The 12,065-nt window shown below is 48.2% G+C and carries 11 protein-coding genes; 9 read left to right on the top strand and 2 right to left on the bottom strand.

All coding sequences use genetic code 11. The features are described from left to right. The first annotated feature begins 8 nt into the window (after window positions 1–8). The 6 genes from AB8599_RS07070 to AB8599_RS07095 all read left to right on the top strand — a co-directional run bounded on the left by AB8599_RS07070 (window position 9) and on the right by AB8599_RS07095 (window position 6,166). Window positions 9–680: an ABC transporter ATP-binding protein gene (locus AB8599_RS07070; protein WP_407333037.1), complete on the top strand. Its 672-nt coding sequence runs from the start codon at window positions 9–11 to the stop codon at window positions 678–680. Next, window positions 661–3,120 (top strand): ABC transporter permease, encoded by a 2,460-nt coding sequence (locus AB8599_RS07075; RefSeq protein ID WP_407333038.1) that lies wholly within the window; start codon window positions 661–663, stop codon window positions 3,118–3,120. The genes AB8599_RS07070 and AB8599_RS07075 overlap by 20 nt, the downstream gene beginning before the upstream one ends. Then, window positions 3,120–4,238: a lipocalin-like domain-containing protein gene (locus AB8599_RS07080; RefSeq protein WP_407333039.1), complete on the top strand. Its 1,119-nt coding sequence runs from the start codon at window positions 3,120–3,122 to the stop codon at window positions 4,236–4,238. The genes AB8599_RS07075 and AB8599_RS07080 overlap by 1 nt, the downstream gene beginning before the upstream one ends. Before the next feature lie 334 nt (window positions 4,239–4,572). Continuing rightward, window positions 4,573–5,448: an aldo/keto reductase gene (locus tag AB8599_RS07085; protein ID WP_407333040.1), complete on the top strand. Its 876-nt coding sequence runs from the start codon at window positions 4,573–4,575 to the stop codon at window positions 5,446–5,448. 143 nt (window positions 5,449–5,591) lie between these two features. After that, window positions 5,592–5,915, top strand: a complete 324-nt coding sequence (locus AB8599_RS07090; protein WP_407333041.1) for a hypothetical protein — start codon at window positions 5,592–5,594, stop codon at window positions 5,913–5,915. 14 nt (window positions 5,916–5,929) lie between these two features. After that, on the top strand, window positions 5,930–6,166 hold the full coding sequence (locus AB8599_RS07095) for a lipoprotein (RefSeq protein WP_407333042.1): 237 nt from the start codon (window positions 5,930–5,932) through the stop codon (window positions 6,164–6,166). A 202-nt stretch (window positions 6,167–6,368) separates the two neighbouring features. Here AB8599_RS07095 and AB8599_RS07100 read toward each other — a convergent pair whose 3' ends face one another. Next, window positions 6,369–6,725, bottom strand: a complete 357-nt coding sequence (locus AB8599_RS07100; RefSeq protein WP_407333043.1) for a YibL family ribosome-associated protein — start codon at window positions 6,723–6,725, stop codon at window positions 6,369–6,371. A gap of 248 nt (window positions 6,726–6,973) precedes the next feature. Then, window positions 6,974–7,954 carry a catabolite repressor/activator gene (gene cra / locus AB8599_RS07105; RefSeq protein ID WP_407333044.1) on the bottom strand — a complete coding sequence of 327 codons (981 nt, stop codon included), beginning with the start codon at window positions 7,952–7,954 and terminating at the stop codon, window positions 6,974–6,976. A 263-nt stretch (window positions 7,955–8,217) separates the two neighbouring features. On the opposite strand from cra, the gene fruB reads away from it, so the two are divergent. From fruB to fruA, 3 genes are read left to right on the top strand one after another with little or no spacing between them, the layout of a single operon-like run. Then, complete coding sequence (fruB, locus tag AB8599_RS07110; protein WP_407333194.1) at window positions 8,218–9,333, top strand: fused PTS fructose transporter subunit IIA/HPr protein; 1,116 nt, start codon at window positions 8,218–8,220, stop codon at window positions 9,331–9,333. Between the two features lie 3 nt (window positions 9,334–9,336). Beyond that, window positions 9,337–10,305, top strand: a complete 969-nt coding sequence (gene pfkB, locus AB8599_RS07115; RefSeq protein WP_407333045.1) for a 1-phosphofructokinase — start codon at window positions 9,337–9,339, stop codon at window positions 10,303–10,305. Continuing rightward, window positions 10,302–12,041: a PTS fructose transporter subunit IIBC gene (gene fruA, locus AB8599_RS07120; RefSeq protein ID WP_407333046.1), complete on the top strand. Its 1,740-nt coding sequence runs from the start codon at window positions 10,302–10,304 to the stop codon at window positions 12,039–12,041. The genes pfkB and fruA overlap by 4 nt, the downstream gene beginning before the upstream one ends. Window positions 12,042–12,065: the final 24 nt, after the last annotated feature.

Here is a 12,065-nt window from a genome sequence, read left to right on the forward strand (position 1 = left end):
GGGTTTAGATGTTAGAGCTTTTTGGACTTTGCAAAGGATATCTTGATGGGGGAGAGTTCCATCCGGTTTTGCAAGGCGCTGAGTTGTCTTTAGCGAACAACGATCAAGTCGCGCTGATGGGTGAAAGTGGATCAGGGAAAAGTACCTTACTTAACCTGATTGGCGGCCTAGACAACCCTGATTCCGGCCAAGTATGGATTGATGAAACAGCTATTCACTCTTTATCAGAGAGCGAGCGTACGCGTTATCGTCGCCACTACATTGGCATGGTATTCCAGCAATATAACCTCCTTCCTACTTTGACGGTGGCGGATAACATTCGCTTTTGTCGTCAACTGAAAGGCTTGCACGAAGACGACAGCCTTTGGCGTCAAATCATTTCAGCACTCGATCTAATGCCTTTGCTGGGACGATACCCAGAAGAAATCTCCGGTGGACAGCAGCAACGTGCTGCTATCGCCCGCGCCTTGTACATGGAACCCAAAATCTTGCTGGCTGATGAACCGACGGGCAGCTTGGATGAGCGTAACGCAGATGCGGTGATGCGCCTTCTTACCACACTCACAAAAACACTGGATTGCACCTTACTGGTGGTCACCCACAGTGAAAAAGTGGCAGATTATTTAGGGCATCGTGTCACGCTGCAAGGGGGCGTGTTAAATGTACGTACCCGTAGCTAAGGCGCTCATAGGGCATTATCGCCGTCATCCGTTTCAGGTTTTATTGGTATGGCTCGGTCTCACCTTAGGTGTCGCGCTATTGGTGGGTGTGATGTCAATCAACCAGCATGCTCAGACCAGCTACAAAAAAGGCGCTAACCTTTTTACCAATCCTTTCCCTTATGTGTTGCATCACCGTGAGCGTGGAAAGCGCATTGATGAACCGCTTTATATCTCTATGCGAAGGGAAGGGTTCAACCAATGTGTGCCTGTCGATTTCCATCGTACGTCAACCGAAGACGGACAAGACATCCAGCTCATGGGCGTGGATACCATCGCCATGTTCGCTTTCAATGTGGCCAATCCAATGTCGACGTCAAACACGTTGCCACTTAGCGAAGGGTTTGGTACGCAATGGGTCAGTGCAGAACTGGCGAATCATTTTGGTTGGACAGAAGGCCAGAAGTTGGTCTTGCAAGAAGGCAAAGAGATTGGCCCCCTGAAATTGATGGACGGAGGCCAGATAGGTGCAGGCACGCGGCTTTTTGGCGATATCTCTGTGATCCGTCAGCTTTCAGAACATTCGGGATTTTCGCTGATCTATTGCGGCGAAATGGACAAAGCTAAACGTGATGAATTGCGACAATTTTTGCCGCCAACCATGACGCTCTCTCGCACAGAAACCGCCGAACTGGGCCCATTGACGCGGGCGTTCCACCTAAACTTATTCGCCATGGGTTTGTTGGCGTTCGTGGTTGGCTTATTCATCTTCTATCAAGCGATTTCCTTGTCGATGGCGCAGCGCCAGCCTTTGGTCGGTATCATGCGTGAGCTGGGCGTTGGCAGAAAATCACTCGCTTGGGCTGTTGCTGGGGAAATGCTGGTTTGGTTAATGCTGGGTTTGATCAGTGGTAATTTTGCCGGCTTGTTGCTTGCCCAGAAGTTGATCCCAACCGTTGCAACAACCTTGAGCGATCTTTACGGCGCGAACGTTGACCTCACGTTGAACTGGCAATGGGAATGGGGCTTCTATAGCTTCCTTCTCGGTGTTTGTGGGTTTGTTTTGGCTTCGGGTTGGCCCTTGTACCGATTACTGACCACGCCGCCTGCACGCCTTTCAAAACGCATGTCCTTGGTGCGTTTTTCCAATGCTGAGTTTCGTTGGCAGGCTATTGTTGCGGCTGTATTCATTGTTGTGGCTTTGGGTGTCTACAGTGCGCCTCAGAGTCAGGCGCAAGGCTTCACACTTATTGCGTTAATCCTCATCAGTGGTGGTTTGCTGCTGCCATTCTTGATGTGGAAAACCTTCGTGTTTATTTCTGAAAAAATTAAGGTTGCCCGACTTCGTTGGTTCTTATCTGATGCGTCAGCAAGCCTGACGTATCGGGGTATTGCCGCTATGGCATTTATGATGGCCATCGCGACCAATATTGGCATGGAAACCATGGTGGGCAGTTTTCGTAGTACAACCGAAGGGTGGCTACAGCAACGTTTAGCGGCAGATATTTATATCCGTCCTGACAAAGAAGTGGCGGAGCAGTTGTCCAATTGGCTCGAAGTCCAAGACGATGTTGAGCAAAGTATTGTTCAATGGCGACATGAAATTGATACCGCCCAAGGTGTGGTGGAAGTCTACTCCATCGGCACCAGTAAAGAAGAGCGTGAAGCACTGGCGTTAAAGGTGGCGATACCGGATTACTGGGCCCACCTGCATCAAAGTAAAAATATTTTGTTGAGTGAATCCCTAGCAATGAAATTTGATGTTCATCCTGGCGATAGCATTAACCTGCCCACACCATTTGGTGACGGATGGAAGGTGGCAGGGATTTATTTCGATTACGGCAACCCCTACAGTCAGGTGATGATTTCAAACCGATCATCACTCATGCCGTGGATGCAGAGAGAAGGTCGGGTTGGCGTTGCAGCATTACTCAAAGAAGGGGTGGAAGAAGCGCAATTGGTCGAACACGTGCGAAACCAATTCGGGTTGCAGGAAGCGCAGATAAGTAATCAGCGCGATATTTTGGCGCGCGCCATGCGTATTTTCGATCGGACATTCCTTGTCACTGACACCTTGTGTACTCTGACGTTGATCATCGCGATATGTGGTCTTTTCTTCTCCACACTCGCTACAGAACTCTCGCGACAGCGTCAATATTCGCTCTTGCGATATATGGGGATTTCAGGTCGAGAACTGGCGTTCTTAGGTGGCGGTCAATTGATGTTGATTGGCCTGTTCTCGGCGTTGTTTGCTTTGCCTCTCGGGCTGCTTATTGCGGAAGTCCTTATCAACATTGTTCTCAAGTACTCCTTTGGCTGGACAATGTCAGTGTCCTATTTCCCGTTTAGTTACATGACCACACTTGGTGGTGCCTTGCTAACACTCTTGGTCGCAGGGTGTTGGCCAGTTTGGAGACTGATTAAACGGTCTGCCATTCTCTCTTTCAGGGACTCACAGTAATGCGAAACGACGACAAACCCCAACCTTTTATGCTGGCTATCATTGGCTGGAGTTCGGTGGTTTTACTCTGTGCACTCGCATTGTTTGGCTCTGTGCTTTTAAGGGGGGATGCGCCGAACAGCTTGGCTGTGGATGCTCTGGTGGCGGGCGATAGTGATGGATTTGCGTCAGTTGAGCCTGGACACCCTCTTTCATTCCCAGAAGATTACGGCCTACATGACGATTTTCGCCAGGAATGGTGGTATGTCACTGCAAATCTTAGTGATGAGCAAGGCAACCAGTACGGTGTTCAATGGACATTGTTTCGTAGCGCACTCTCTGCTCAACAAGGTGAAAATTGGGATAACAAGCATGTTTTCATGGCGCATGCTGTACTCACCACTGAAACGGAGAAGTTCGCTGCTGAGCGATTTGCCCGCGGTGGTATCGGTCAGGCTGGGGTGACAAACAAGCCATTTAATGTCTGGCTGGACAACTGGCAGTGGCGAAGCAAAAGCGTCGCACCATTTCCCGCTGAACTTACCGCACAAGACGATGATTTCAGCTTCAACCTGAACATGGTTCAGAGCCAAAAAGAAATTCTGCAAGGCGATCAAGGTTATAGCCGAAAGCATAATACAAAAGAGGTTGCCTCATACTATTTCAGCGTACCTGCAGTGGCGATTGAGGGCACTGTGACGATAAGTGGCGAGGTCATTAATGTCAGTGGTAAAGGTTGGGTCGATCGTGAGTGGAGCACGCAAGCGCTGAGCAACGATCAGCGAGGGTGGGATTGGTTTTCACTCCAGCTTGATGATGGCCGCTCATTGATGGTGGTTCAGGTAAGAAGTGATCTTGGGCCGTATCGTTTTGGTTCGTTGACCGCAGCGGATGGCAGCTCGCGTACATTAGATCATGCTGACATCAACATGGTGCCTACCTCGTTTACAAAAATGCCCACCGGTCGCCATTTACCCACTGAATGGCAAATTCAGGTTGCAGACGAAGAGATGCTTTTAACCACATCACCAGTCAATGCCAACAACTGGCTGCCGTTCGCTTTTCCCTACTGGGAAGGGCCTATTAATATTAGTGGCACCTCGACAGGTGTCGGTTTTATGGAAGCGACAGGTTACTAAAAACAACTGTACCTTAAGCAGGGCGCAGTGGCGCTTCTCGTTTCACATCTGCTTCCCTCTATCTTTATCTCGCACCTAGCATCTAGCATCTAGCACCTAGCACCTAGCACCTAGCACCTAGCACCTAGCACCTAGCACCTCTCAGCTATCGCAATTCTTTGCCTCACGGTAACTCGTGTTTATTTGTTGTTTTAGACGGAGATTAGAATGAATCTGGCTTCGTATAATGGTTCTAAAGACAGACAAAGGCTATGTTTAATATGTAACTTAACAATAGTGCAACATGCCTTTCTCGCCCTCAGCAGCGAGAGTGAGCAGTGCAGGGAGTGGCAGAATGTTTCCCATTATTTTAGGTACAGCTAAATTTGGTACCTACACCAACAAAGACGACAGCTTTGCAGTGCTTGATGCTTTTCTAGATATGGGGGGGCGTCGTCTCGACACTGCCAATAACTACGCCTGTTGGCACCCGGATGGCATTGGGGGTGAAAGCGAAACCGTCATCGGTGAATGGCTGCAAGGCAAAGACCGAAAGCGGGTCGAAGTGATGACCAAAATCGGTGCACAATCGGTTGATGGATTCACCTATGACAAACTTGACGGTCTCTCTCCCGACAACATCAGGCGCTCAGTGGATGCCACGCTAACGCGACTGAATACAGACTACATTGACGTGTTGTACGCCCATGTAGACGATTTAAACACACCGCTACTTGATACCTGGAAAGCGCTGTCATTCTTGGTGGATGAAGGAATCGTCAGACAACTCGGTATTTCAAATTATAGAGAAGCGAGAGTGTTAGAGCTGGTTGATGTGATAGCACAACATCAGTTGCGTCCTTTTGACTATGCGCAATATCGATATTCTATTATTTCGCCAAATGCGGGAGCGGACTTTGGTCCTCAGGTGATTCTTAACGAACACCTTTTTGGTGCATTGAGATGTGTAGAGTCTAAGCCAGAGATCATTGGTTATAGCCCACTACTTGATGGATGCTACGAACTATCGGCAGACGAATTGCCAGACAGCTATGACAACTTATTAAACTGCGCCATGCATGACGATATTCAAGCGCAGGCTGAAGAAAACCGTACCACGCCATCCGCATTAGTATTGAAAATCATCGCTGATTACGGAGTAACCCCCGTCACCGCTGCATCAACACCTGAAAGGCTTAGATCAAACCTTCAGCTGTTTCTACCAAAGTAAAATTCTACTAAAGCAGCATCTTCATGTGGTTCGGGTAGATAATATTGTGAAGGGGATACATGCTTCAGTTAGGCTGTGCTAATGTATTGAATATGTTGTGATGTCGTCACGGCGGACAATAAAGAAAAGATGGAAATAGCCTAATGATTAAGCCAATTTTAACCTTAGGGTTTGTTTTATCGATTGCTGCTTGCTCATCGTCACCGGATCCGGTTGATGAACGTATTGAAGCGGCGATAAAGCTTTGCCATAGCGACAGCGCCAAAGCATTCTCACAAACAGCTGACGGTCTACGTGTTATGTGCCATAGCGGCAACTCCTACGTTATCCGTGGTGACATTTCTTTGGATGAAATAGTCGAAATGGATAGGGTGTATTGCTCAAGCATGGGCATTCGCGATTTCGTGTCGAGCCAAGCTGGTGAAGTCAAACTCTCTTGTAACGATGGTTCCAATTACGTTTTATAAAGCGAGAATAAAAAATGAAAAAGATATTGATGATGGCGGTCATTGCCGCTTCAGTGGCAGGCTGCTCTTCAATTGAAACGGCGGAATCCATGCCAAACCCTGATCAGCGTGTCGTTGATAGTCGATTGAACATTTCCACTGACTTAAATGCGACCTACTGTGAAGGCAAAGGCTTCGAGAAGTACATGGAGCGCGAAAAATACTACACCTTTACTTGCAAGGACGGTGCGTTCTTTAACATCGCCAAATAAATGATCGATAGCTACACAAGCTTTTGAAAGCGCTGACGAGAGTTGGCGCTTTTTTGTTTGGTTTAGCTGTTAATTTCAAAGGGGGCGAAAACGGTAACGCCCGAGAGGGGAGATTGTTTGTCTTGAAGGTTTGAACTCAGCGAGTCAAGTGAGTGAGAATCCAGCATGGTGTATAGATTCTCACAGCAAATGAAGGGGACGATTAGAAAGGCTTGTGTGCGTAGCCTGTCACTTCTGTAACGCCGATTTCTTTACCCAGAGCCGTCATAGGGTGAACCACCATTAAACCGCGCACAGATTTTTTCAATTTGCCCATGTCAGCTTGTTCAGTTTTAGATAAAACACGATGAAATTTCAACGCGACAATTTTTTGTGCTTTTGCACTCAATTGCGTTTTTTGCTGTTCTTTTGCTTGTGCGATGCTAAGCGTTAGTTCATTGATTTTAGCTGTCAGCTTCGCGATGTCTTCGTGGTTTTTCGTCAAGTTAGCAACGTCTAACTGACGGCGACAAAAATCAAGCTGCTTGTTGTCATCTTGTATTGTGGTTTTTAAATTCATGGCCCTGCCTTTTTGAACATGCCTATTTCAGGTGCCTTTATGATAAAGCCTGTTTTAGGATGTCGATCTGTCTTTTATTTAATGCGGGGAGTATACCAGCAAGTGTTTTGTCTTTTGCGATAAATGTGATCTTAAACGTCAATGATGTCGATTTCTCTAGCAATACAATTTGTTTAGCACGCCAAAAGTTGACGCAAGAAGCACCATTGGTGCTTCGATCAAGTGCTAGATTCACTATTTTGACGATATTAACTACGCCACTTCGGCTTTCTTGGTACCACTTCCACGCCTTGTTGATAGCGTCCTGCAATAGCATTAAGGGCGAGTTCCAACGCATGCTCACTGATCAGCTCAAACTGCTGCGGCAAAGATTGTACTTTCATCGGGATGAAATCGAGCATGCGGTTGTCACCAAAAGTGGCAAATTTCGTGTGGTTAGCCATGTCGGGGTGTACAAGAATCGCGTCGAGTACACCTTCAAATAAGGCATACGACGTGGTGACCACGGCATCTGGTAACAGGCTATTCTCGTACCAGCACAGCATCAACCGCTTGCCTTCTTCTTGGCTGAAATGGTCTCCGTGAATCACCTGTGTGGCAACACCAGCTTTATTTGCGGCAGAGAGAAACCCTTGTTCGCGCTCTTTTGATACGCCAAGTTCGGGCACTGCGCCGATCAATCCAATCGATTTTACGTTTTCTTGCAGCAACTTTTCAGTGAGGGCGAATGCACCTTCGAGATCTTCACTGATAACACAAGCGAAATGTTCATCATTCAATGCTCGGTCAATGGCGATAACAGGTGTGCCTGAAGCTTGAATAGCAGGGTAGAAGTCATTGTCAGCAGGCAGCGATGAAGCAACAATTAGCGCATCAATTTTTCGACTGAGCAGTGTGTTAGCCACTTGGACTTCGGTAGTGGGGTTATCGTCTGAGCAACTAATGATAAGTTGATAGCCCGCTTGCCTTGCATCTCGCTCAAGAAGCTTGGCAATTTTGGCGTAACTTGTGTTCTCTAAATCAGGGATCACTAGGCCAAACGAACGGCTTGTGCCTGCGCGCAGTGCGCTAGCCGCATGGTCGGGACGATAGTTGTGTTCATTCACCACGGCCATGACTTTTTTCTGCGTGCGCTCGCTAATACGGTACTTGGCCGATTTCCCATTGATCACATAACTTGCGGTGGTACGAGAAACGCCCGCCAACTTTGCAATTTCATCTAGCTTCATGGTTATTCACTTCCATAGTCGTGCACGCAATCAAAAAAGTTGTGGGCGTGATCAAAAAACGTAAATTGGATCATCAACATTCTTTGCATTATAGGCTGAAAGGATTCAGCATCAATAGCTGAAAGGTTTCAGCATGTTTAGAAATGTGCGCGAAACCTGTTTTTTGCCCTCAAAGCTGAAACGATTCAGCTTTAGATTGAAACGATGAACAAGGCATATAGAAGCCGGTGACCATGATTCACCTAACGGCAGAGGTAGGCAAAATGTTGGAACTGACACCAAACGATATTCTTCTAGGGAAGCACGCGATCAACAAGCACGAAGCGATCAAAGAGATTGCTAAGGACTTGGAGGTTAAAGGTCTCGTTGCTGAAGGGTACGAAGCAGGCATGCTTGCGAGAGAAACCCAAAATTCGACGTTTCTTGGCAATGGTATTGCTATTCCGCACGGCACCACGGACACGCGATCGTTGGTGAAAGAAACTGGCGTACAGATCCATCATTTTGCTAACGGTGTTGATTGGGGCGATGGCAACACGGTTTACCTTGCTATTGGCATTGCTGCTAAATCTGACGAGCACTTGGGCATTTTAAAACAACTGACTCGTGTGCTGTCAGCCGATGGTGTTGAAGAGGCGCTGAAAGGTGCTTCTTCTGCGGATGATGTGGTCGCGATACTGAAAGGTGATAACCAAAAAGGGCTTCTTTTTGATAGCACCGTAGTCACCCTAGATTTCCCAGCCTCTGATTTGATCTCATTACTCGCGGTGACTGCGGGTAAATTGAAAAATGCTGCCGTGGTCAATGACGCTTACATTGCGGATTTACTCGCAAAACCTGCCATGCATCTAGGGCAGGGGTTGTGGCTTGCTTCATCAGCAAAGGGCGTTAATCAACCTGCTTTGTCTTTCATATCGGTGCAAACCCCCTTTGTTGAAGAAGGCAAACCTGTAAAAGGGCTGATCACTGTTGCTGCCTCTGGTGCGGAACACATTGAAATCCTAAATAACCTCAGTGGACTCCTTTTTAATGGCAAAGTCAGCGATGTGTTTGCGAACTCTGCTGAAGAGGTGGTCAAAGTGCTGACTGAAGTTCGCCAAGCTGGCATTAGTCAGACGTTCACAATCAAAAATGCACACGGTTTACATGCGCGACCGGGTGCAATGCTGGTGAGTGTTGCTAAAAAATTCGGTTCACAAATTTGGGTTGCCAATGTCAGCGCTGGAGGCAAGCAGGTGAATGCCAAAAGTTTGATGAAAGTGATCGCGTTGGGCGTCAAGCACGGCCATGAACTGGAGTTTACGGCTGATGGCGACGATGCGCAGCAAGCCATAGACGCGATTGGCGAAGCGATTGCTAATGGTTTGGGTGAGGGCTAATAAATGAAAAATTACGGCGTGGTAACAGTAACGCTAAACCCTGCACTGGATATGACTGGCAGCATGGGAACACTCAACGCGGGATTCGTTAACTTAGTTAATTCGTCAAACCTCAACCCGGGTGGCAAAGGTGTGAATGTCGCTAAGGTACTTGCAGAGCTTGGTGCGAAGGTGACGGTGACGGGATTTCTAGGCGATGACAACCAAGACCCGTTTGCCCACCTGTTTGAGCAACTCGGCATTGAAGATAAATTTATTCGTGTGTCAGGTGCATCGCGTATCAACGTGAAGCTGGTGGAAGAAACCGGACGTGTCACTGACTTGAATTTCCCTGGTGTCACGGTTGATGCTGCCTCCTTGCAGGCATTCGAGAATACCTTATTCGAATTGGCTCAAACCAATGATCTCTTCGTGATTGCTGGCAGTCTTCCTGTTGGTGTTACACCCGCTCACTTACACGGTTGGATCGCGGCTCTTCGTGAGAAAGGCAAAAAGGTCTTCTTTGACAGTAGCAATGCGGCACTTGTTGAGGGTCTAAAAGCCTCTCCTTGGCTGGTAAAACCGAATGACGAAGAGCTTTCACAGTGGGCTGGTCGAGAGCTAATTGATGACAAATCCTTGATGGATGCCGGCTCTGCATTAGCGGCTACTGGGATTCAAAATGTCGTGATCTCTCGAGGTGCAGACGGCGTGTTGTGGTGTAGTGACGGCGAGTGGTTGGCCAGTAAGCCCCCTCGAATGGATGTTGTCAGCACCGTTGGCGCAGGGGATACATTGGTTGCAGGCATGTGTTGGGCCGAACTCAATCAATGGACAAAAGAGCAATCACTCAGTTTTGCGACGGCGCTTTCCGCGCTAGCCGTGACACAGATTAATGTCGGCGTATCGGATATTTCTCAGGTCGAATCGCTGCAAAACGAAATTAGTGTCAAACAGTTAAAAATACATCATGGAACAGGGGTAGAAAGATGAAAGCGGTCATTATTACATCGTGCCCAAGTGGTATTGCTAATACCATTATCGCGGCAGGTATGCTGGAGAAAGCGGCGGCAGCGCTGAAATGGCAAGCGGTTATTGAATGCCAAAACACTGTAAAGGCGATACAGAAAGTCTCTGTGTTGGACATTGAATCTGCAGACGTGATTATTGCCGTCGGCCCTGTTTCTGACATGGCTCGCTTCGAAGGCAAAAAGGTTTATCAGGCCGCGTTGGATGAATGCTACGGCAATGCGACGCAATTGATTGAAAGCGCAGCATCAAACGCGAAAATTTATGTTCACAAAGATATCGCGCCAGAGATTGAGGATGAAAAGCCTGATTTAGCGCAAAAACGTATCGTCGGCATTACCGCGTGCCCAACGGGTGTGGCACACACCTTTATGGCCGCGGAAGCGGTGGAAGATGAAGCCAAAGCGCAAGGCATGTGGGTAAAAATTGAAACTCGAGGCTCTGTTGGCGCCAAAAACCAACTGACGGCAGAAGAGATTGCGCAAGCGGATCTGGTGTTTTTAGCTGCAGACATCGAAGTGGATATGTCGCGCTTTGATGGCAAGCGTGTTTACCGCACCAGTACAGGTGCAGCACTTAAGAAAACCAAGCAAGAACTTAGCAATGCATTTGAACAAGCTGAAGTATACAAGCACGGGGGCGCGAAATCCGATAATACGAATAAGAATGAACGCTCAGGTGCTTACAAACACTTGATGACAGGTGTATCCCACATGCTGCCATTGGTTGTTGCTGGTGGCTTATGTATCGCGCTTTCTTTTGTGTTTGGTATCGAAGCATTTAAAGAGGAAGGCACCCTAGCAGCAGCGCTGATGGAAATCGGTGGCGCGAGTGCATTTGCACTCATGGTCCCAGTATTGGCAGGTTTCATTGCTTTCTCTATTGCCGACCGTCCGGGCTTAGCACCGGGTTTGATTGGCGGCATGTTGGCCAGTTCAACTGGCGCGGGTTTTCTTGGCGGTATCGTCGCGGGCTTCTTAGCGGGTTACACGGCAAAATTCATCGCTGACAAACTCGAACTACCTGACTCCATGGCGGCGTTGAAGCCGATACTGATTATTCCATTGGTCTCAAGCCTTATTACCGGCCTAGTGATGATCTTTGTTGTTGGTGGCCCAGTTGCTGGCATCATGAACAACCTAACCGAATTTTTGAACAGCATGGGTTCCACCAATGCCGTACTACTAGGTGTGATTCTTGGTGCGATGATGTGCTTTGACTTGGGTGGTCCAGTGAACAAAGCAGCATATACCTTTGGTGTGGGTCTGTTGGCTTCTCAAACGTATACGCCGATGGCGGCAGTTATGGCAGCAGGCATGGTGCCTGCAATGGGGATGGGTCTTGCCACGTGGTTGGCAAGAAGCAAATTCACATCGCAGGAGCGTGAAGCGGGCAAGGCATCATTTGTGCTTGGCATGTGCTTTATCTCTGAAGGTGCCATTCCGTTTGCAGCGCGTGATCCAATGCGTGTTATCCCAGCCTGTATGGCAGGTGGCGCGCTAACAGGGGCTTTGTCCATGTTGGTGGGTGCAAAACTGATGGCGCCTCACGGCGGTATTTTCGTCCTTTTCATTCCGAATGCGATCACCCCAGTGCTTTTATACTTAGGCGCAATCGCCGCAGGTACAGCGGTAACAGGCGTGCTGTATGCCGCGCTTAAACGCAGTGAAGAGACGCAGGCTATTGCGCAGCAAGCCTAAACTGATGTTTAGTGAGTGCAGAAC

The organism is Enterovibrio litoreus, assembly GCF_045679545.1.
Classification (GTDB): domain Bacteria; phylum Pseudomonadota; class Gammaproteobacteria; order Enterobacterales; family Vibrionaceae; genus Enterovibrio.